The sequence below is a fragment of the Thiovibrio sp. JS02 genome, assembly GCF_053485635.1.
This window is the reverse complement of record NZ_CM130715.1, coordinates 2,476,900-2,496,539: the sequence shown is the minus strand read 5'-3', so window position 1 is coordinate 2,496,539 and position 19,640 is coordinate 2,476,900. Positions and strand designations below refer to the sequence as shown.

General features: G+C 58.5%; 21 protein-coding genes and 1 tRNA gene. 17 read left to right on the top strand and 5 right to left on the bottom strand.

Going from position 1 to position 19,640, the window contains the following annotated elements; all coding sequences use genetic code 11:
* The first annotated feature begins 15 nt into the window (after positions 1-15).
* Genes ACUUL3_RS11440 through ACUUL3_RS11415 form a run of 6 tightly spaced genes read left to right on the top strand, consistent with a single transcriptional unit; the run spans position 16 to position 6,565 of the window.
* A complete protein-coding gene (locus tag ACUUL3_RS11440; protein WP_448551474.1) occupies positions 16-909 on the top strand; it encodes a hypothetical protein in 894 nt (297 codons plus the stop codon).
* Between the two features lie 9 nt (positions 910-918).
* Positions 919-2,001, top strand: a complete 1,083-nt coding sequence (locus ACUUL3_RS11435; protein WP_448551472.1) for a cytochrome c3 family protein — start codon at positions 919-921, stop codon at positions 1,999-2,001.
* Positions 1,980-3,281: a hypothetical protein gene (locus tag ACUUL3_RS11430; RefSeq protein WP_448551470.1), complete on the top strand. Its 1,302-nt coding sequence runs from the start codon at positions 1,980-1,982 to the stop codon at positions 3,279-3,281. Before ACUUL3_RS11435 ends, ACUUL3_RS11430 begins: the two co-directional genes overlap by 22 nt.
* Positions 3,282-3,308: 27 nt before the next feature.
* Positions 3,309-4,766, top strand: a complete 1,458-nt coding sequence (locus tag ACUUL3_RS11425; protein ID WP_448551468.1) for a YncE family protein — start codon at positions 3,309-3,311, stop codon at positions 4,764-4,766.
* Positions 4,767-4,803: 37 nt separating this feature from the next.
* The gene (locus ACUUL3_RS11420; RefSeq protein ID WP_448551466.1) at positions 4,804-5,994 is read left to right on the top strand and encodes a cytochrome c3 family protein; all 1,191 of its coding nucleotides are present in this window, start codon (positions 4,804-4,806) and stop codon (positions 5,992-5,994) included.
* 40 nt (positions 5,995-6,034) lie between these two features.
* Positions 6,035-6,565 carry a methyl-accepting chemotaxis protein gene (locus ACUUL3_RS11415; protein WP_448551464.1) on the top strand — a complete coding sequence of 177 codons (531 nt, stop codon included), beginning with the start codon at positions 6,035-6,037 and terminating at the stop codon, positions 6,563-6,565.
* A 13-nt stretch (positions 6,566-6,578) separates the two neighbouring features.
* On the opposite strand, the gene rodA is transcribed toward ACUUL3_RS11415, so the two are convergent.
* From rodA to ACUUL3_RS11390, 5 genes are all read right to left on the bottom strand, one after another.
* Complete coding sequence (rodA, locus tag ACUUL3_RS11410; protein ID WP_448551462.1) at positions 6,579-7,691, bottom strand: rod shape-determining protein RodA; 1,113 nt, start codon at positions 7,689-7,691, stop codon at positions 6,579-6,581.
* A gap of 1 nt (position 7,692) precedes the next feature.
* Positions 7,693-9,603 (bottom strand): penicillin-binding protein 2, encoded by a 1,911-nt coding sequence (gene mrdA / locus ACUUL3_RS11405; protein WP_448551460.1) that lies wholly within the window; start codon positions 9,601-9,603, stop codon positions 7,693-7,695.
* Positions 9,604-9,625: 22 nt separating this feature from the next.
* Entirely contained in the window at positions 9,626-10,162 is a 537-nt protein-coding gene (mreD, locus tag ACUUL3_RS11400; protein ID WP_448551458.1) for a rod shape-determining protein MreD, read from the bottom strand.
* A gap of 118 nt (positions 10,163-10,280) precedes the next feature.
* Entirely contained in the window at positions 10,281-11,114 is an 834-nt protein-coding gene (gene mreC, locus ACUUL3_RS11395; RefSeq protein WP_448551456.1) for a rod shape-determining protein MreC, read from the bottom strand.
* 125 nt (positions 11,115-11,239) lie between these two features.
* Positions 11,240-12,277 carry a rod shape-determining protein gene (locus tag ACUUL3_RS11390; protein ID WP_448551454.1) on the bottom strand — a complete coding sequence of 346 codons (1,038 nt, stop codon included), beginning with the start codon at positions 12,275-12,277 and terminating at the stop codon, positions 11,240-11,242.
* A 213-nt stretch (positions 12,278-12,490) separates the two neighbouring features.
* On the opposite strand from ACUUL3_RS11390, the gene ACUUL3_RS11385 reads away from it, so the two are divergent.
* The 11 genes from ACUUL3_RS11385 to nuoK all read left to right on the top strand — a co-directional run bounded on the left by ACUUL3_RS11385 (position 12,491) and on the right by nuoK (position 19,538).
* Positions 12,491-12,566, top strand: a tRNA-Ala gene (locus ACUUL3_RS11385).
* A gap of 130 nt (positions 12,567-12,696) precedes the next feature.
* Positions 12,697-12,876 carry a hypothetical protein gene (locus tag ACUUL3_RS11380; RefSeq protein ID WP_448551453.1) on the top strand — a complete coding sequence of 60 codons (180 nt, stop codon included), beginning with the start codon at positions 12,697-12,699 and terminating at the stop codon, positions 12,874-12,876.
* A 17-nt stretch (positions 12,877-12,893) separates the two neighbouring features.
* Positions 12,894-14,330, top strand: a complete 1,437-nt coding sequence (gene murC, locus ACUUL3_RS11375) for a UDP-N-acetylmuramate--L-alanine ligase (RefSeq protein ID WP_448551451.1) — start codon at positions 12,894-12,896, stop codon at positions 14,328-14,330.
* Between the two features lie 293 nt (positions 14,331-14,623).
* Positions 14,624-15,034 (top strand): NADH-quinone oxidoreductase subunit A, encoded by a 411-nt coding sequence (locus tag ACUUL3_RS11370; protein WP_448551450.1) that lies wholly within the window; start codon positions 14,624-14,626, stop codon positions 15,032-15,034.
* Positions 15,004-15,501: an NADH-quinone oxidoreductase subunit B gene (locus ACUUL3_RS11365; RefSeq protein WP_448551448.1), complete on the top strand. Its 498-nt coding sequence runs from the start codon at positions 15,004-15,006 to the stop codon at positions 15,499-15,501. Before ACUUL3_RS11370 ends, ACUUL3_RS11365 begins: the two co-directional genes overlap by 31 nt.
* Positions 15,502-15,503: 2 nt before the next feature.
* Complete coding sequence (locus ACUUL3_RS11360; protein ID WP_448551446.1) at positions 15,504-16,121, top strand: NADH-quinone oxidoreductase subunit C; 618 nt, start codon at positions 15,504-15,506, stop codon at positions 16,119-16,121.
* Complete coding sequence (locus ACUUL3_RS11355) at positions 16,118-17,236, top strand: NADH-quinone oxidoreductase subunit D (protein ID WP_448551444.1); 1,119 nt, start codon at positions 16,118-16,120, stop codon at positions 17,234-17,236. The genes ACUUL3_RS11360 and ACUUL3_RS11355 overlap by 4 nt, the downstream gene beginning before the upstream one ends.
* Before the next feature lie 13 nt (positions 17,237-17,249).
* Positions 17,250-18,242, top strand: a complete 993-nt coding sequence (gene nuoH / locus ACUUL3_RS11350; protein WP_448551442.1) for an NADH-quinone oxidoreductase subunit NuoH — start codon at positions 17,250-17,252, stop codon at positions 18,240-18,242.
* 2 nt (positions 18,243-18,244) lie between these two features.
* Positions 18,245-18,685: a NuoI/complex I 23 kDa subunit family protein gene (locus ACUUL3_RS11345; protein ID WP_448551440.1), complete on the top strand. Its 441-nt coding sequence runs from the start codon at positions 18,245-18,247 to the stop codon at positions 18,683-18,685.
* Positions 18,686-18,696: 11 nt separating this feature from the next.
* Positions 18,697-19,215 (top strand): NADH-quinone oxidoreductase subunit J family protein, encoded by a 519-nt coding sequence (locus ACUUL3_RS11340; protein ID WP_448551438.1) that lies wholly within the window; start codon positions 18,697-18,699, stop codon positions 19,213-19,215.
* Positions 19,212-19,538, top strand: a complete 327-nt coding sequence (gene nuoK, locus ACUUL3_RS11335; protein WP_448551436.1) for an NADH-quinone oxidoreductase subunit NuoK — start codon at positions 19,212-19,214, stop codon at positions 19,536-19,538. The genes ACUUL3_RS11340 and nuoK overlap by 4 nt, the downstream gene beginning before the upstream one ends.
* Positions 19,539-19,640 lie beyond the last annotated feature (102 nt).

The following is a 19,640-nucleotide window of genomic DNA, read 5'->3' as shown; positions in this document are numbered from 1 at the left end:
AACAGGAGTGCCGGCATGGTGAAATCTTCGCGAAAAAGCTGGTGGCTTGGGTTGTTGGGCCTCTGTCTTCTGGTTGGTCTGGGGGATTCGCCGGCGTCCGGCGCGGGGCAGCCATGGCGATGGCTGCTCAGTCTGCGGGGCGGCGCCGATACCCTTTTCCAGCTGCCCACGGCGCTCTATGTGGATGAAGGCCGTGGCCGTTATTATGTGATCGACAGTGGCGGCCAGCGCCTGTATTCCTTCGACAGGGAAGGGCAGTTTCTCCAGTCCTATCCCCAGCAAGGGGGGCTGGCCAACCCCTACGACATGGTGCGTCTGCCCTCCGATGACCTGCTGGTGGTGGAAAAGGGCAAGAACTCTCTGACGCTCATCGATGTGAAGAACCGGAGCGCCGTGGCCAACACCGTCAGTTACCGCGGCCGGCAGATCTTTGTTGACCGCATCTCCCAGGTCGGGGAAGTGCTCTACGTCCTTGACAAGGCGACCGGCGATATTTTCCGCCTGGATGAGAAGATGCAGGCCGGGCAACAATTCCCGGCCCCGAAGGCCGCCCGCGCCATCGTTGATTTCCAGGTCGTCGATGGCAAGGTCTGGGCCCTGAGCCAGCTGGACAGGAGGCTCTACCAGTTCGACAATGGCGGCAAGCTGCTCTCCCAGCTCGAATTGGGGGAGAGCCTGTCCTTCCCGGTTTCCTTTACTCTGGACAAGGCGGGCAATTTCTATGTGCTCGACCGGCATCTTGGCGAGGTTGTGGTCTATGACCAGCAGGGCAAGGAAAAATATCGTTTCCTGGGAAAAGGACATGCCCGGGAGAAGCTCTATTATCCCAATGCCATCCGTTTTGATCCCTGGGGCCGTCTCTGTATTGTCGATGAGGGCAACGGCAGGGTCGAGATTTTCGCCAGATAGAGGAACACGATGCGTCTTGCCGCGGTCTGCAGCATAGTGAGCGTTGTCTGCCTTGGCCTTCCCCTGGCGGGAGTGGCCAGGGTGCGTGGTCTTTGCGCCGACTGTCATACCATGCACAACAGTCAGGATGGCGCGCCCATGGCCTATGTGATCAGCAAAACTGGAGCCAAGACCATGGTGACGGCGGTGAATGCCGCTCTTTTGACCACGGACTGCGTGGGTTGCCACCAGGGTACCAACAGCGGCGGGGGCGTCCCCTATGTTCTTGATACCCAAGGGCCTTCCTACGGCACCACCGGCACGGAAGGCAACACCCTGGCCGGCGGGAATTTTTACTGGGTAAGCCTGGGCCAGGATCGCGTCGGTCACAATATTGCCGACATCACGCTGGCTGATCAGAAGCACGGCTTTGTCCCGCCGGGAGGGGAGTCGCTGGGCGCCCAGATCACCTGCGCCGGCACCTATGGCTGTCACGGCAGCGCGGCCGAGGCAAACCCCACCGTGGCCATCCTGGGCAGTCATCATGGCAACAACATGAGCGCCTACAAGGACGGTACCTCCATCGCGGATAGTTACCGTTTTCTTGACGGCGTCAAGGGGCTTGAAGACCAGGATTACGAGTATCAGCCCACCGACACGGCGCACAACAAGTATTACGGCGAGGATCGCAACTTTGAAACAGAAGAGGCGGTCGGCTCCATCAGCAATCACTGCGCCAGATGTCATGGCGATTTCCACAACGGCTCCGGCAAGATGGCGTCGGGAAGTTTTCTCGACGGGGTCTGGCTGCGGCACCCGGTGGATTTCGACATGAGCCGGGCCGCTTCCGGCACGGAATACGAAGCCTACAACGGCGGCGGCGGCAGCAACAACACCTACAGCGTCATAACGCCGGTGGCCTCATCCGACACCTCGACCACCGTAAACTCCACCGTCAACATCAGCACGGACAGCAACAACGCCATCGTCATGTGCCTTTCCTGTCATCGGGCCCATGGCACCCCCTATGACGCCATCCTGCGCTGGGATTATAAAAAATGGCCTGCTGCCGGCCACAACGGGTGCGCTGTATGTCATACCGCAAAAGATTGATCGCAAGGCCTTGTTTTTTCTCCCTGGCCATCCTTGCCGGCGCTCTTTTTTTCCCTGGCCGGCCGGCCCAGGCCGGGGATTATCTTGTCTCCGCCCACGGTTCGACGGACGCCGGGGTGAACCGCGGGGTGACGAGTACGGCCGGCTATGGCCGCGGCAATTGCGGTCACTGCCATGAAATGCATGCCAGCCTGGAAGGGCAGGAGCCTGCGCCCGCGGGCGGAGCGCCAAGCGACTACGCCGTTTTTGCCAAGAACTTCGACACCGCCTTTACCGCCAAGCCATACACCGAGGCGAGCAATTTTTGCTTTTACTGCCACAATTCCCCGGGCTCGGCCCAGACGGTGACGAATTCCGATTACGGCACGACCTTTGGCGGCGGCAGCGGCGGGCCGGCCTCCATCCTGGCCGCCTTCAATCAGGCCTCCTACCATAACCTCAACGACATCCGTACCTTTGTGCGTGACAACAGCGGCGTCTATCCGGCGTTCACCGATTCCTCCAATCCCTGCAACGCCTGCCACAACCCGCACCTGGCCAAGCGCAACTGGGTTTCCACCCTTACCGGCTTTCCGCTCAATTCCGCCATCTCCAAGCCCTCCGCGCATTTTGGCCTCTGGGGCGAGAGCGAGACCATGGCCTCCCACGTAAGCTATGAAGCGCCCTATTCCTCCGGCACCAACCGGGAACCGGCCGGGGTCGGGGATGCGGACGGCAGTAACACCCCGGATTATGTCGGCTTCTGCACCGACTGCCACAACAGCGCCAACACCATCTGGAGCACCAGCCTGGGGCGCGACCTCAGGCCCATCGACTGGTCGGGGTCGGCCGAGGGAGAGAAGCATGGCGGCTATGCCCGGGATGTCGGCATCATCAGCAGGAACCCTTTTGCCGCCGCGGCAGGAGCCAAGAGCAATTTCATCCTTTCCTGCCTGGATTGCCACGAGCCGCATGGCTCTCCGAATATCATGCTTCTGCGGCGCAGGATCAACGGCGAGGATCTGGAAGGCACCGTCACCACCGTCGATTCCTCTGTCCTGGGCTATGTGTGCCGGCGCTGCCATCAGGACGATCTGATCGCCAATGCGGGGACCACCGTGTTTAACAAATGGCGTTATGTGCACCATGACGCTGCCGACCGGCCCTATGTCCGACAGGCGGTATGCACGACCTGCCACATTTACGGCCAGGGCTTTCCCATCCCCTGCGGTTTCTGTCATGGCCATGGCATGACAGACAGCTGGGTACCTAGTCAGGTCACGGGCCGGAAAACTTTTTAGAGAAAAGCGCTGCTGGACCATATCGATATGGAGAAAAATAAAATCGCCGGCCTGTGGTGCCCTGCCTGGCTTTGTACGGCAGGGCTTTTCCTTGCCTCCCTCCTTTTCCTTTCCGCCGCTGGCTGCGTGGAGCAGGAGCTGGCAGGGAGGAGCGGCAATGTTCTTGCCCCGCCCCAGGTGAGGGAGAAAGAGGGGGTGGTGCAGGTCTTTCTCCAGCTCAAGGACGAGCATGCCAAGGGGAGCTGGATGCGGATTGCCGCGTTGGAGCTGATTGGCGGCGAGAACGTGGTGCCGCTCGTCCTCGGGCGCACGGAGTTTGCCGCCAACGAGATCGGCGGCGCGCAGCAGTTCGTGGGGCGGGCTGCCGTGCCGGAGGGGAGCTATCGTTCTTTTCGGTTGACCCTGGAAAAGGCGGCGCGGGAAAAAAACGGAGGCAAGATGCTGCTGGCTCTTGCCCAGCCCGTGGTGGACTTGCCCCTGGCGGAAGGGTTTCAGCTCGCCGCCGGGGAGAGCATCTCGATTTTTCTGATCTGGGATGAGGATAATTCCGTCAGCAACAGGGCCATTTTCGCCCCGGCCATGGCGGCCTCCGTGCAAAAACAGCCGTTGCTCGCGGACCTGGCCTACGTGAGCTGTCCGGAGATCAATACGGTGTTCATGATCAGGACGGACAAAAACTGGGTCACCGGCTCCTTCGCCATCCCGGCGGATCCTTCCTATATGGCCTACGCGGCGGACCGGAAGCGGCTTTTTGTCCTGGCCAGGAAGGGTTCCGAAATCTATGCGGTGAAGACCGCCACCAGCCAGGTGCTTGATCGTATCAAGATCCCCATGACCGTCCAGCCCACCCATCTGCTGAGCCGGGACGGGCGTTGGGGGTACGTGCTGGATCAGGAAGGGGACAATCTGATCCGCATGGATCTTCAGCAGGGCGCCATGGACCGGCGGGTGCGCCTGGGGTATAAGCCCAGCTATCTGGCCTGGGTGGAGGGAAGCAATCAGCTCGCCATTTCATCCGCCCTCTCGCAGACGGTCTACTTGCTCGATCCGGAAACCCTGGCCACCCAGGATACCCTGGTGGTGGGAAACACGCCTGAGGGTCTGCTGGCGGCGGAAGATTATCTCTATGTGGCGGAAAGCGCGGCGAATTCCCTGAGCATTTATGATCTGCGCAGCCGACAGGTCGTGAAAAGGATCAAGGTGGGTTTTCAGCCCATGCGACTGGTGCAGAGCGAGAACAGGCTCTACATCAGCAATCAACGGGATGGTTCAGTCTCCCTTTTCGCCACCCGGCAGCAGAGGTTGATCCGCGACATCAGGACCGGCGGCCGCCCCTTTGAGATGGCCGTGGCCGACCGGCAGAAGTGGCTCTATGTGGCGGACAGGGAGAACGGCAGGGTCACGGTCATCGACCAGACATCAAGCCGGGTTGCGGGGTATATCGAGTTGGGGGCAAAGCCCCTGCATCTTCTCGTTATCCAGTAAAGAGGGGGAAAACTTTACAGGAAATGAAAGAAGCACGATGTTGACAACGGAAAAGCGAAAGTTGTTACGGCCGGATGCGTTTCCCGCCGTGGTTGTGGCGCTGGTTTCTCTTTTGGCCATAAGCGGGAGCGGAAAGGCCGTGGGCGGGACCAGCCCCAGTCAGTGCTGCCTCTGTCACCAGGGCGTCTGCGAGGATGTTGCCAGCAAGCGGTATGTGCATGCGCCGGTGCTGGAACAGCAATGCGCCGTCTGCCATATTGCCGATTCCCATGGCGGCAAGCAGAAGCGGGAGAAAGGCAACCAGGAGAAGGTGCGCTGGCTGGCCAAGGATTTTCAGGCCGATACCGTGCACTGGTTCAACCTGCCCGCTGAGCTGGAAGGCAGAGAGATCGTAGTCCGCGCTGATGCAGGCGGTCGCGAAGTGTTGCGCGCCGAGCTGAACATGCCTGCCCTCGCCGCAACCGCGGAGTTGCCCGTGCCTGCCGGCCCTCCCCAGATCACGGCGTTGCGGGTGCTGGAGGTGCGGCAGGGGGTTTTTCTCACCGCCCGCATCGCCTGGAAAACCGACCGGATAGCGGATTCGGCAGCCTACTATGGCGAAAAGGATCTCAACGGCAGGAGTCCGGTGGAGACCAGGCTGGCCACCGACCACGAAGTGGTGCTTTCCGGTCTGCTCCCCGGCAGAAACTACAAGTTTACCGCGGTGTCCCAGGATGTGTTCGGGAACAGGGCGGTTTCTCCCGAGATGACCTTTTCCACCCGTTCACTCTTCAGCAGCCCCGCTGCGCCGCAAAACGCGGTCTCCGGGAAAAATCAGGTGAGCGCCGATTATTTCCGGAAGGGGAATCAATTTCTGGTTCAGATACGGAGCCAGGCGCCGGTTGCCATGATGGTGGGTGTCGCCGGGGGTGGGTCTTTTGCAGGGCAGCGCGGCGAGTCGGCCGGGGGGGCCGGTTTGCCTCCCGAGCATCTTCCCCTCACGGATTTCCACTATCTCACGGTCACGACCTGTTATTCCTGTCATCCGCAGGCAAAGGGGGTGTTGTCCCACCCGGTGGATGTCTTGCCCAAACGGGGGATGCGCATAGGCAGGGAATACAGAATCCAGGAGGACGGCAGAATCAGCTGCATGTCCTGTCACGTCCCCCATGCCTCGGACAATGAATACCGACTGGTAAAGGGAAGCAAGAAGCAACTCTGCGTGGGCTGCCACAACAATATGGGCTGATTGCCGGTATCGCGGCGCGGAAAAAAGAGAGGAATCCATCATGGTGGAATATAAAAGAAAAAAGTTGAACATGGCTGTAAAAAGAGAATTTCAACGCTGGCTGCTGCTGCGGATTTTCGGGGTGGTGCTCCTCAGCTCCCTGTTGGCCGCCCTTATTCTCTACGGCTATGCCCGCAAGGAGGTCTGCGATTCCTTTTACAGCGCCCATATCGCCATCAGGCGGGTCAGCGACCTGCTCTGGCCGGTGGTGGCGGCAGGGTCGGCGGTCAGTCTTCTGAGCGGCATGCTGCTGGCAATTTTTCTGCCCCAGAAGATCGCCGGCCCCATTTACCATATCGAGCGGGATCTGGCCGCCGTGCGCCAGGGGGATCTGACCGTGCGGTTCAAGCTGCGCAGCGGCGACCCCCTGCAGGATCTGGCCGCTCAGATCAATCAGACCATCGAGGTCTTGCGGCAGCGGGTGAAAAAGGCCCAGGAGGGGTGCGCGGAATTCGAGGCAACGGAAGGGTACCAGCAGGTGGATGACTCCCTCAAGCGCCTCATCGCTGAACTGAAAAATTTAAAGACCTGAGCGGTAAAAAAACTCAGCTTGTTCCCATGTAGCGGCGCATCCGGATATTGAGCAGGATGCCGATGCCGGCCAGGGTGGTGAGCAGGGATGAGCCTCCATAGCTGAACAGGGGCAGCGGCATGCCGACCACGGGCAGCAACCCCAAAACCATGGCCAGGTTGATCAGCGCCTGCCAGAAGATCAGGGAAACAATGCCGAAGGCGAGCAGAACCCCGAACTTATCCCGTGAGGAGATGGCGATGTTGAGCCCCCAGAGAATCATGAAGAAGTAACAGGCCAGAAAGACGACCGAGCCGAAAAACCCCCACTCCTCGGCCCAGACGGAAAAGGCGAAGTCCGTATGCCGTTCCGGCAGAAAGTCGAGCTGCCCCTGGGTTCCCTGCATAAAACCTTTGCCGAATTTCAGGCCGCTGCCCACGGCAATTTTGGATTGCGTGATGTGGTAGCCGGTACCCAAAGGATCACTTTCCGGATTCAGGAAGGTTTCGATCCGCTGGCGCTGATATGGCTTCAAAAAGAACTTCCAGCCGATGGGAATGGCCGAGAGACAGACGCTCATGAGGATGGCGAGGGTGCTCCAGCGCAGCTTGACGAACAGGGTCATGGAGACAAAAACAAAACAGAGCATCAGGCCGGTGCCCAGATCCGGCTGTTTGACGATGAGCAGAAACGGTACGCCCGTGAGCAGGATGGGCACGACGAGATCCTTGAGCGCGAAGCCCTTGCCGGTGTCCTTGCGGTAGTAATAGCTGGCCAGGGTAATGACCAGGATCAGCTTTGCCGGCTCGGAAGGCTGGAGGCGGAAAAAGCCCAGGTCGATCCAGCGCTGGGAGCCGCCAATGGTTTTGCCGATGAAAAGAGCGGCGAGAAGCGAGAGGATCATCAGGGCGTAGAAGGGGTAGTTCCAGGAGATGAGCACCCGGTAGTCAATGCTGATGATGAGGAGGATGACGGCAGCTCCAAGCAGATAATAGCTGAGCTGCTTTAGGAAGACCGAGGTGCCCACGTTTTCGTAGAGGTGGGAGGCGCTGTAGAGATTGGCCAGGCCTATGAGCACGACAATGGCCACGGCGCCGACCATCACCCAGTCGAAATTGAGGAGCAACCGTCTGTCGAAGCGTAACATCTTAATCTCCCTGTTGTTCCGGTTCAGAGGTTGCCGGAGTAGGCGAAGCCGCGTTTTCCGCGGCTGGCACACCGTATTTCTGCTCGAAATAGCGGGCCAGAACGGTCTTGGCAATGGGACCGGCGCCGGAACCGCCGTGCAGGCCATGCTCCACCAGAACGGTCACGGCGATTTCCGGTTTTTCCGCAGGCGCGAAGCAGGTGAACCAGGCATGGTCCCGGTATTTGTAGGGGATTGCCTGCTCCCTTAAGCCTTCTATGTGGGAGAGGCGGATCACCTGGGCCGTGCCGGTCTTGCCCCCCACCAGCACGTTGTCGAGTTTCACGACCTTGGCCGTGCCGCTTTTCGAGTTTACCACATCCACCAGGGCCTCCCGAACAAGGGTGCGGGCCCGTTCCGAGCCGAGGGCCTTGCCATAAACCTCCGGGGCAAAGGTTGAAACGGGTTTGCCCTCCGGATCCATGACCGTCTGGATGAGTTGCGGCCGATAGAGGACGCCGCCGTTTACCAGGGCCGCGGTCATCTGGCAGATCTGCAGGGGTGTGGTCAGGTTGAAGCCCTGGCCGATGGCGACGGAAAGCGTTTCGCCCTCCTGCCAGGCTTCCTTGAAGCGCTGCTGCTTCCAGGCGGCCGTTGGCGCGATGCCGCTTTTTTCGTGTTCAAGGTCAATGCCGGTTTTCCGGCCCAGGCCCATGCTCTGGCCATATCTGGCAATGGTGTCCACCCCGAGCTTCTGGCCGACCTGATAAAAATAGACGTCACAGGATTCCACCAGGGCCCGATGGAAATTGACCGGCCCATGGCCGCCTTTTTTCCAGCAGCCGTAACGGCGGTTGCCAAAGTTGATCGAGCCTGTGCAGTAGAAGACGGTATCCGGGGTGACCACCCCTTCGGAAAGGGCCGCCAGACCCGTGACGATCTTGAAGGTGGAGCCGGGCGGGTACTGGCCCTGGATGGTTTTATTGATCAAGGGATTCAGCGGGTCATTGAGCAGGGCGTTCCACGCCTTGCTCGAGATGCCGCCGACAAACTCCTGCAGCCGCAGGGGAGGGGTGCTGCAGAGAACCAGAAGCCTGCCGGTGTTCGCCTCCATGACGACGACGGCGCCGGCTTTGCCTTCCATGGCCTTTTCCGCCGCGTTCTGCAGGTCAATATCCAGGGTAAGCTGGAGATCATTGCCCGGCAGCGGCTCCTGCAGGTTGATTTGACGCTGCTCAAAGCCGTGTACGTCCACCTCCAGGTAATGGCGGCCCTTTTCGCCCTTCAGGGTTTCCTCATACAGTTTTTCCACCCCGAGCTTGCCGATCTGGTCTCCGCTCTGATGGTTGGCGTAACGGGGCTCTTCCAGTTCAGCCGGGCTGATCTCCCCGAGATAACCTATGGTGTGCGAGGCAAAGTCGCCGTAAAGGTAGTCCCGGGAGGGCAGTACCTCGATGCGGACGCCGGGAAGATTGAAGTGGTTGTTTTCGATGGTGACCAGCGTCTTCCAGTCGATGTCCTCCTTGAGCCGGGTGGGCACATAACGAGGATGATCCGCTGCGGCGCGGATTCTCTCCAGGAGCACGGAGATGTCTTCGTCAAGGATTTTGGCGAGTGTCTTGATGACCTCGTCCGGGTTCGGCGCATCCTCGCGGCTCCAGACCACATTGAAGCGGGGGCGGTTGGTGATGATGGTTTTGCCGTTTCTGTCCAGGATGTTGCCGCGGGGAGCGGCGATATCCTGAATCCGGATGCGGTTGCTTTCCGACATCTTGGCATAGTCGGTGCCACTGTGGATCTGCAGAAACCAGAGCCTGGAGACGAGAATGGCGATGAAAAAGGTGATGATCGCCGTGGCAATGTCAAGACGCTTCTTGAGCATCTTGAGTTCGGCCGGGTCGATTTTATTAATTTTGGCAAGGGGGCGTGGCATGACGTTCTTTGCAAGCCTTAGGCTACGCGAGGTAGCGGTTGCCGGATTTCTGGCGCCGGAATGGATTGCGCTGGCCTTTGTTGTTTACAAACAGGGTAAGCCACTTGAAGAGGCTGAAAAACGGAATGCAGATGACCGCCAGAATGAGAACCTGGAGGATTTCATTGCCCCAGGCCCAGTAGAGTTTGCTTTCCGGCGCGAGAATCGAGGCAAAGAGAAAGATGCTGCTGGCGGTGAAGAGGTAACTGAGGGCGACCAGCGGCATCTGATGCACGGCTTCATTGATGGCAAGGGTCCGGGAAACCCCCTGGAGGACGAAAAAGAGGAGCAGATAAACGATGGGGTGCAGGCCGAGGAAGATACCGGAAAAGATATCCATGAGCAGGCCGAAGAGCAGAGCCAGGACAGCGCCCTTGTAGATATCCAGATTGGTGGCTATGAAAACAATCAGTAAAAACAACAAGTTAGGGCGACCAAACCATTCGGGCAGCGCATGCAGCAAGGTGGTCTCGAAAACGAGGAGGATGGTTCCTAAGAGGAAAAAAACGCCTACAGCCATGGGGTGCGCATCATTTGACGGCGTTGCGCTGAACCGCTCCGCCGTCGGTTTTCGCTGTGCGTGTTTTTAAGCCGGTCTCGCGGATCTGTGGCTTGAGGAGAATTTCGCGTGTTCATCATTATTTGGCCAGCGGATCTTTTTTCATGACAATGATGATGTACTCCAACTGGGTGAAATCCGTGGATGGCTCAATGTCAATTTTCTGAAACATGCCGCGCCGGGTTTTCTCGACATTGGCAACCGTGCCCAGGGGAATGCCCTTGGGGAAAACCCCGCCGATCCCCGAGGTGACAATGGTGTCTCCCTTCTGGACATCGCTGTTTTTGAGCACGTAGTCCATGTGGTAGGCGGTGCCGTTGCCCTTGACGATGCCCTGGACCCGGGTGCGTTGGATCAAGGCATCGATGGCGCTGTTCGGGTCGGTGGCCAGCAGAATTTTGGCATAGTGCGGTGAGGTGTTGACCACCTGGCCGACAACCCCCTCCACGGTTGTGACGGGCATGCCTGCCTGCACACCGTCGCTGCTGCCCCGGTCAATGATGACGGTCTTGAACCATTGGGAAGGGTCCATGCCGATGATTTCCGCCGTGAGGGTGGGGGCGGGCAGAACTTCCTTCATTTCGAGAAGCTTGGCCAGGCGGACGTTGGTGGCAACAGCCTCCCGGTACTCGTTGTTGATCGCCTTGTATTTTTGCAGTTCCTCCCGCAGCCTGGCGTTTTCCTCCCTTACACTGATGAGGGCGGTATAGTTACGCCAGACTCCGTTGAAGTAGCCGGAAACCCTGGTGATGCCATACTGGGCCGTACCGATAACTTCAAGGGCGAATTTGTGGGGAGCGTTGAATTCCTGGCGGCCGACCGCGGAAACGATCAGGATAAGAATCAGGGTGAGCAGGAGTCCGAAAAGAAGAAAGACCTTTATCTGTTTGGCGCGTTTACCTCTTTTCCTCATTGCAGACTCTGAACCTGATTTTTACTCGCCATAAACATGCCATCAAAAAGCCGGGGCCAGACGGACCCCCGCGTAAGGTAAGGAGGAAGGCTGTCCGAGGAAATATCCTGCCATCCCCGCCGCCGTTATGTGGTCATGACCTCTTTGAGGATATCGATGTTTTCCAGGGCCTTGCCCGAACCGAGCACCACCGAGGAGAGCGGGTCTTCGGCGATGATGATGGGCAGACCTGTTTCCTCCTTCAGACGCTGGTCGAGGTTGCGCAACAGGGCGCCGCCGCCGGTGAGCACGATGCCCTGGTCGACGATATCGGCGGAAAGCTCGGGCGGGGTCAGCTCAAGCGCCATTTTCACGGCCTCGACGATGGCGTCGACCTGTTCGGTGATGGCGGTGCGGATTTCCTCCGAGGTGATGGTCAGGGTCTTGGGTACGCCGGAAACAAGGTCGCGTCCCTTGACCTCCATGCTCTCGTAAGGGGGTTCCGGCATGACGTCGCCGATGGTGGTCTTGATCATCTCGGCGGTGTGCTCGCCGATGGCCAGATTATGCTTTCTTTTAATGTAATGCAAGATTGCCTCGTCCATCTTGTCGCCAGCCACCCGAACCGAGCTGGCGTACACTACGCCGGCCAGGGAGATGACCGCGACTTCGGTGGTGCCGCCGCCGATATCGACCACCATGTTGGCGGTGGGTTCGGTGATGGGCAGACCCGCGCCGATGGCGGCCGCCATCGGCTCTTCGATGAGATAGACTTCGCGGGCACCGGCGGATTCGGCGGATTCCTTGACCGCTCTCTTTTCAACCTGGGTGATTCCGGAGGGAACGCTGATGATGATGCGGGGATGGACCAGAGTGCGGCGATTGTGCACCTTGTTGATGAAATAGCGGAGCATGGCCTCGGTAACTTCGAAGTCGGCGATGACGCCGTCCTTGATGGGTCGGACCGCGACAATGTTGCCCGGTGTGCGCCCCAGCATCATTTTCGCCTCTTTCCCCACCGCCAACACCTTGTTCGTCCGTACGTCCTTGCGGATGGCAACCACGGAAGGCTCCCGTAAGACAATGCCTTTACCTTTTACGAAAACCAGGGTGTTTGCAGTCCCCAGGTCAATGGCCAGATCGTTGGAAAGCCAACCGAACAGCGAGTCAAAGGGCGAAAACATAAGAAGTTACCTCTTCAATTGTTAACGAATGCCTTAAGTTCCAAATAGTTATGGACGGGAGAAAATCTGCTAGACTCTAACAGACTCGTTGGGGCTTGGCAAGGAAAATGGCAGGTGTTTTCGGTGAGAAAAGTCTTGACAGAGGGGGAGTCGGGTGGTATTTGATCTCTTCGAATCGGCCAGACAGACGCCTGTTCGATGTTTCAATGACGTGGGGCTATAGCTCAGCTGGGAGAGCGCTTGAATGGCATTCAAGAGGTCAGCGGTTCGATCCCGCTTAGCTCCACCAACTTCTCAGCAAATGATCCTTTGGGAGGGGCCTTGCCGGTTTTTCTCAACAGGTCAAACCTCTGCCGACCTTGAATGAATTGGCCTTCTTCTTGTGGCAGGGGTTTTTTCATTGCCGCTCCCGTTACGTTATGAGCCCATCCGCCAAAAAATCCGACCCGTTTCTCAAGCCGATCACCGACGATGCCATCCTCAAGGTGGCCAAGGAGATCGTCATCAAGTTCATTGAGGTCGGCCGCCTCGCACCCGGGAATTTCGACGAAACCTTCCGTGCCATCTATCAGTCGGTGCGTGATACCGTCAGGTCGTGACCTTAGTCAGGAGTGCCGTGACCCTCGATCCCTCCCTTAATCGTTTTCCCGAGCAGGTGCGTCACATTCACCTCATGGGCATCTGCGGCACCGGAGTGGGAGCCCTGGCCGGCATGCTGAAGAGCGCCGGTTACACGGTGACCGGGTCCGACCAGCAGGTGTATCCGCCCATGAGCGATTTCCTTGCCGCGCAAGGGATTACTGTGCAGTCAGGCTATTCGCCGGCCAACCTCGTCCCGCGTCCGGATCTGGTGGTGGTCGGCAACGTCATCCGCCGCGACAACCCCGAAGCCCTGGCCCTGGCCGAGCTTGCCATTCCCTATGCCTCTTTTCCTCAGGCGCTTGGGCATTTCTTCATCGGCGCCAGAAAATCCCTGGTGGTGACCGGCACCCACGGCAAGACCACGACCTCTTCGTTGCTGGCGACCTTGCTTGACGGAGCAGGGCTTGCGCCGAGTTTCATGATCGGCGGGCTGGTCCAGGCCTTCGGTCGCAACTTCAATGTGGCTGACGGTGAGTATTTCGTTGCCGAGGGTGATGAGTACGACACGGCTTTCTTCGACAAGGGGCCCAAGTTTCTGCACTACCGTCCCCATGTGGCCATCATCACCAGTATCGAATTCGATCACGCCGACATTTATGCCGATCTGGAGGCGATCAAGGCCTCCTTCCGAAAGCTGGTGGCCATCATGCCGCCGGACGGCTATCTGGTCGCCTGTCTGGATGACCCGGTGGTGCGGGAGATCGTTGCCGCCGCCCCCTGCAAGGTAATCGGCTACGGCTGCAGTCAGGATGCGCTTTGGCGGCTTGATGGTTTGCAGATTGCGCCCTCCGGCACCAGTTTTGTTGCCCAGAAAAACGGTCAGGCCTTCGGCTCCTTCCTCAGCGTTCTGCCGGGGCGACACAATGCCCTGAATGCCCTGGCGGTGATCGCCGTCCTTGATATTCTCGGGGTTGGGGCGGAGAAGATTGCCGTGAGCCTCAAGGAGTTCAAGGGGGTCAGGCGGCGGCAGGAGGTGCGCGGCGTCGTGCGCGGGGTTACCGTGATCGATGACTTTGCCCACCACCCCACGGCGGTGCGGGAAACCCTGGCCGCCCTAGCCGGAGCCTATGCCGGCAAGAGGTTGGTTGCGGTTTTTGAGCCGCGGACCAACTCCAGCCGCCGCAAGGTGTTCCAGGCTGCCTATGCCGATTCCTTCAATGACGCCGCCGAGGTTTTGGTGCGCGAGCATGTGCCCTTGCCAAATGTTTCTGCCCATGAGCAGTTTTCCTCGCGGCAACTGGTTTCTGATCTCGTTGCCCGTGGTATTTCCGCCCGTTACTTTCCTACCACCGAGGCCATCCTCGCCTATCTCGATGCCAACGCCCGCCAAGGAGATGTGGTTGCCATCATGTCCAACGGCGGTTTTGACAACATCCATCAGCGCCTTCTTGATCTTCTTTCTCGGGGATAATAAAAAAAATGCAATTTTAGGTAAAAGTACGGAAGGTATTTTTACCGGAATTAACCTCTTGAATTTGTGTTGATTTCCCCTTCGGCTTATTCTGCTTCCTTACTCCGGAACCATTCTTTTCCGTCCACTAACTTCTTGTATTTCAGTTAAAAATTAAATGTAGTGGATGCCTGCAAATCAGGGGATCTGTTTCCTGAATAGCCATTCAGTATTTTCTTGACATCGATTTTTGATCGGGCTATTTAGGTCGGAAGCTATCCGTATAACGCGCTTCAACCTAAGGAGCTTAAGTCGTGGAACAGCAAGCAACCGTAGACCTTCTCTATGTGGCAGCCTTTTTCCTGGGCGGCCTGGGCTTCGCGATCGGCCCCTTCATCATCGCGAAACTTCTCGCCGCCCGCTCCACCAGAAACACCCAGCAGAAAACCGAGCAGCTCATTGAGTGCGGCATGGTGCCCATCGGCGACGCCTGGATCCGTTTCGGCGTTGTATATTACCTCTATGCCCTGATGTTTGTCGCTTTTGCCGTGGATATTCTTTTTCTGTTTCCGGTGGCGCTCATCTACAGGTCGCAGGCGCTGGTCGGCGATTTGTATGCCTTTGTCGAAATCCTGATCTTTGTCGGAATCCTGTCACTGATAATCATCTATGCATGGAAAAAGGGAGTGTTTAAGTGGGAACGCAAAATATACAACCCCCGATAGTTCAGTTTGCCCAGCTGGATAAGCTGCTTGCCCTGGGCCGGGCCAACTCTCTCTGGCCGATGACCTTCGGGCTTGCCTGCTGCGCCATCGAGATGATGGCCACCGGCGCCTCCCGTTTCGATCTGGCCCGTTTCGGGGCCGAGGTGTTCAGGCCCTCTCCCCGCCAGTGCGACGTCATGATTGTCGCCGGCACCATCAGCAAAAAAATGGCCCCGGCCGTGGAAACCCTCTACGATCAGATGCCCGAACCCAAGTGGGTTATCGCCATGGGCAACTGCGCCATTTCCGGTGGGCCTTTCGTCTTCGAGGGGCAGTACGGCATTGTCGAGGGCGCTGAGAAGTTGTTCCCGGTGGATGTCTTTATCCCCGGCTGCCCGCCGAGACCGGAGGCCCTGATTGAGGGAATCCTGGAGCTTGAAGAAAAGGTAACCGGTTCCCGCCGGTTTCCGAGAGTGGAGGTCGCTTGACCATGAAGCTGAATGCGATCAAACAGGCCCTGGCCGCCATTTCTCCCGAGGCAATGGTTGAGGCAGAGTACGCGAAAAAGGGTTGTCTTCTCGATGTGACCGTTTCCGCAGGGCAGGTTGTCGATGCGGTAACCGTGCTCGATCGGGAAGGCTTTTTCATTGAGGCGATCACCGGCGTGGACTGGTTCGGCGAAAAGGAAAATGTCCACAAGGAAGCTGTTGCCGCCGCCAGGAAAAAAGCCCAGGATGCCGGCAAGGCCGCGGCCAAAAAGGTCGCCGACGAGGGCGGCGATGAGGAAGCCCAGAAGGCTGCGCAGAAGGCGGCCGAGGCGGCGGTGGTGGTGCCGGCTGACCCTGCCGAGCCTTTCAGCGAGGAAATGGAAGTGGTTTACGACTTCAATAACTTTGCCGAATTCTGCCGGGTGGTGCTGAGAACCCGCGTTCCCCGTGGAAATCCCGAGGTGCCGACCATCTCGCACATCTATGCCGGCGCCAACTGGCATGAAAGGGAAACCCATGATTTCTTCGGGATCAAGTTTGTCGGCCATCCCTATCTGGTGCCGCTTCTTTTGCCGGAAGATGCCGACTTCCATCCCCTTAAGAAGGATTTTCACGTATGAGCGCCTATGCCCAAACCCAAACCAATGAGACATTCGTCCTGAACCTGGGCCCGCAGCACCCGGCCACCCATGGTGTTCTGCGGGTAAAGCTGGTGATGGACGGCGAATACATCGTGGAGGCCGAGCCGGTCCTCGGATACATCCACCGGATGCATGAAAAAATGGGGGAGAACCGGACCTGGGCCCAGTTTATGCCCAATACCGGCCGGATGGACTACCTGCACGCCCTTGCCTACAACCACGGCTATGTGAGCGTGGTGGAGCGGGCCGCCGGCATTGAAGTGCCGGAGCGGGCCGAATACCTCCGGGTCATCACCACCGAGCTGAACAGAATTTCCAGCCACCTGCTCTGGTTCGGGGCCTTTATTCTCGACCTGGGCGGCTTTTCTCCCCTGCTCTATGCCTTTGACGACCGTGAACAGATCCTGGACCTGCTCGAGTCGGTCACCGGTTCCCGCCTCACTTACTGCTATTTCCGTTTCGGCGGCGTCTACAACGACATCGACGAGAACTTCGCCACCGGGGCCCGGGCATTCATCAAGCGGTTGCGCGAACGCATGCCCATGTACCATAACCTGGTCACCAAGAACATCATCCTCATGAAGCGGCTTCAGGAAATCGGCCCCATCTCCGAGGAGATGTGCCGCAAATACGGCGCCACCGGGCCGGTGGCCCGAGGCTCCGGCATCAATTTTGACGTACGCAAGCACGAGCCCTATTCCATTTATCCGGAACTGAGCTTTGACGTGCCGGTTTATACGGAGGGCGACTCCATGGCCCGCTACATGGTGCGCATGGATGAGATCGAGCAGTCCATGCGTATCGTCGAGCAGGCACTGGACAAGCTGCCCGAGGGGCCGGTCATGGCCGCCAAGGCGCCGAAAATCATCAAGCCTGCCAAGGGTGATTACTACCACGCCGTTGAGTCTGCCCGCGGGTCCTTCGGGATCCGGGTGGTCAGCGACGGCAGCAACACCCCCTACCGCTTGAAACTGAGGTCGCCAACCTTTTCCAACTTGAGTCTCTTCGGCGAGGCCTGCCAGGGGATGCTGCTCCCCGACGGATTGGCGCTGATGGGAAGTCTGGATCTGGTTATCCCCGAGATCGACAGGTAAGGAGTCGAATGTTATGAGTCTACATCCGGAAGTTATAAGGCTGCTGGTCTTCCTCGTGGGGATTATTGCCTTTGCCGCCTTGAATGCCGCCTATCTGGTCTGGCTGGAGCGCAAAGAGGCCGGGCATATCCAGCGGCGGATCGGGCCCAAGGAGGTCGGCCCTTACGGTCTGCTGCAGCCGCTGGCGGACGGGATCAAGCTGATGACCAAGCAGCTCATCGTCCCGGCCGGGGTGGACCCCATTCTCTTCAAGATCGCCCCCATCCTGGTGATGGTTCCGGCCATCATGAGCTTTGTCACCATTCCCTACGGCGAGAACCTCGTGGCCCGGAGTATCGACATCGGCCTCCTGATGATATTCGCCTTTGCCTCGGTGAATGTACTGGGCCTTCTCCTGGGCGCCTGGGGCTCCCGCAACAAGTACGCGGTTATCTCCGCTGCCCGCGTGGTTTCCCAGAACGTTGCCTATGAGATCCCCATGCTGATCACGGTGGTGACCCTGGTGATGGTCACCGGCACCCTGAACCTCCACGAGATCGTCATGCAGCAGCAGGGCGGCTTCTGGAACTGGAACATCCTGAAGCTTACGGCCAGCCCGCTCATGCCGGTGGCCTTTCTGATCTTCTTTGTCTGCATGCTGGCCGAGACCAACCGGGCGCCCTTTGACATGGCCGAGGCGGAGAGCGAGCTCATCGCCGGCGCCTTTACCGAATATCCCGGCATGGGTTTCGGTGTTTTCTTCATGGGCGAGTATGCCAACATCGTCATCGGCGCAAGCGTCGCCACCATTCTCTTCCTTGGCGGCTGGCAATGCCCCTTCGGGTTGTTCCCGGGAGTGCACTGGTTCCTTATCAAGATGTACTTCCTGATCTTCACGGTGATCTGGATCCGCTGGACCTATCCGCGCACCACCTTTTACAGCTTGCTCAACCTTTCCTGGAAGATTTTGATACCGATCTCCTTTTTTAATCTGATTCTTACCAGTGCCATGTTGAAGGTGTTTTGATCATGATCGACTATCTGAAAGAGATTATCAGCGGAACCTGGAGTCTTTTTGTCGGCCTGGGGATTACCATCAAGTATTTTTTTCAGCCGGTGGTGACGGTCCAGTATCCGCGCCAGACCCTGACCATGACCCCGCGGTTCCGGGGGCATATCGAGCTGGTGAAGGATGCGGAGACCGGGGGGGCGAAGTGCGTGGTCTGCGGCATGTGCCAGAAGGCCTGTCCTTCCGGTTGCATTACCGTGAACGGCGAAAAGAAGGAAGGGGGGAAAGGCAAGGTTTTGAGCGAGTACACCCTCGACTTTACCAAATGCAGCCTCTGCGGCCTCTGTGTGGAAAGCTGTAATTTCGACGCCATCACCTTTTCCAAGGATTACAATCTCGCAGGGCCCAAGAAGGAAGCATACATCTTTGATCTTAAAAAACGTTTGGAGGAAAAGAAATAATGAGTCCCTCCTTGTTGACAGTTGAAGGTTTGGCCGGGCTGTTGTTCCTGCTCCTGCTCGGCATCACTCTGGTCGGGGCCGTGATTGCCACCAGCAGCAAGAATCTGATCCGCAGCGTGGCTGGGCTTGCCCTCTGCTTTCTCGGGGTGGCCGGCGTCTATTACTACCTGAACAGCCCCTTTGTCGCCCTCATGCAGATCCTCATTTATGTTGGCGCGGTCTGCGTCACCATCATCTTCGCCGTGATGCTCGCCGAGTCTTCCGAGCTGAAAAGGCTGCGGCAGCGCAATGGTCTTGTCGGGCCCCTGGGCATTCTCGCCAGCGGTACCCTGGTCTGGGCCCTGGCCGGCATGGCTCTGAAAACGGAGTGGTACAAAAGTGCCTGTCAGGTCAACGACGGTTCCCTGCCCCGGCTTGGCGAAGCCCTGTTGACCACCTACAGCATGAGTTTCGAGTTGATCTCTGTCGTCCTGCTCGTCGCCATTGTCGGGTCCCTGGTGCTGGCCCGGGCCGGAAGGAGTAAATCATGAACATCCTCACCTTGAGCAGCAGTCTTGACACCTATCTGGTTTTGGGCGCCGTGCTTTTCGGCATCGGCTGTTACGGCATGGTGCAGCGCCAGAGCTTTATCGGCATGCTGATCTCCGCCGAGCTTATCCTTGCCGGCGCTTCCGTCAACTTCATGGCCTTCAGCCGGTTTCTTGCCCCCAATCCCACGGTGGGGCAGATCTTCACCCTGTTCATCATGGCGATTGCCGCGGCCGAAGCCGCCATCGCCCTGAGTATTATTATCGCCGTCTACCGGAATTATAAGTCCATCGACACCGAAGAGGTGGTGGACCTGAGGGGTTGATGGTTTGTAAATCGGGAAAGGCCAAGGGCCTACGACGATAAGGCAACGATCATAACGCAATTACCGATGCAGCCGTGGGGTGTCCGGCTGCAGCAAGGTGAG

Coding starts and splice junctions, on each gene's coding strand:
- ACUUL3_RS11390 (WP_448551454.1), bottom strand. CDS start 12,277: ATGTTTTCGCCCTTTGACTCGCTGTTCGGTTGGCTTTCCAACGATCTG.
- ACUUL3_RS11425 (WP_448551468.1), top strand. CDS start 3,309: ATGGAGAAAAATAAAATCGCCGGCCTGTGGTGCCCTGCCTGGCTTTGT.
- mreC (WP_448551456.1), bottom strand. CDS start 11,114: ATGAGGAAAAGAGGTAAACGCGCCAAACAGATAAAGGTCTTTCTTCTT.
- ACUUL3_RS11360 (WP_448551446.1), top strand. CDS start 15,504: ATGAAGCTGAATGCGATCAAACAGGCCCTGGCCGCCATTTCTCCCGAG.
- ACUUL3_RS11440 (WP_448551474.1), top strand. CDS start 16: ATGGTGAAATCTTCGCGAAAAAGCTGGTGGCTTGGGTTGTTGGGCCTC.
- ACUUL3_RS11430 (WP_448551470.1), top strand. CDS start 1,980: ATGTCATACCGCAAAAGATTGATCGCAAGGCCTTGTTTTTTCTCCCTG.
- ACUUL3_RS11380 (WP_448551453.1), top strand. CDS start 12,697: ATGAGCCCATCCGCCAAAAAATCCGACCCGTTTCTCAAGCCGATCACC.
- mrdA (WP_448551460.1), bottom strand. CDS start 9,603: ATGCCACGCCCCCTTGCCAAAATTAATAAAATCGACCCGGCCGAACTC.
- ACUUL3_RS11420 (WP_448551466.1), top strand. CDS start 4,804: ATGTTGACAACGGAAAAGCGAAAGTTGTTACGGCCGGATGCGTTTCCC.
- ACUUL3_RS11415 (WP_448551464.1), top strand. CDS start 6,035: ATGGTGGAATATAAAAGAAAAAAGTTGAACATGGCTGTAAAAAGAGAA.
- ACUUL3_RS11355 (WP_448551444.1), top strand. CDS start 16,118: ATGAGCGCCTATGCCCAAACCCAAACCAATGAGACATTCGTCCTGAAC.
- mreD (WP_448551458.1), bottom strand. CDS start 10,162: ATGGCTGTAGGCGTTTTTTTCCTCTTAGGAACCATCCTCCTCGTTTTC.
- nuoH (WP_448551442.1), top strand. CDS start 17,250: ATGAGTCTACATCCGGAAGTTATAAGGCTGCTGGTCTTCCTCGTGGGG.
- nuoK (WP_448551436.1), top strand. CDS start 19,212: ATGAACATCCTCACCTTGAGCAGCAGTCTTGACACCTATCTGGTTTTG.
- rodA (WP_448551462.1), bottom strand. CDS start 7,691: ATGTTACGCTTCGACAGACGGTTGCTCCTCAATTTCGACTGGGTGATG.
- ACUUL3_RS11435 (WP_448551472.1), top strand. CDS start 919: ATGCGTCTTGCCGCGGTCTGCAGCATAGTGAGCGTTGTCTGCCTTGGC.
- ACUUL3_RS11345 (WP_448551440.1), top strand. CDS start 18,245: ATGATCGACTATCTGAAAGAGATTATCAGCGGAACCTGGAGTCTTTTT.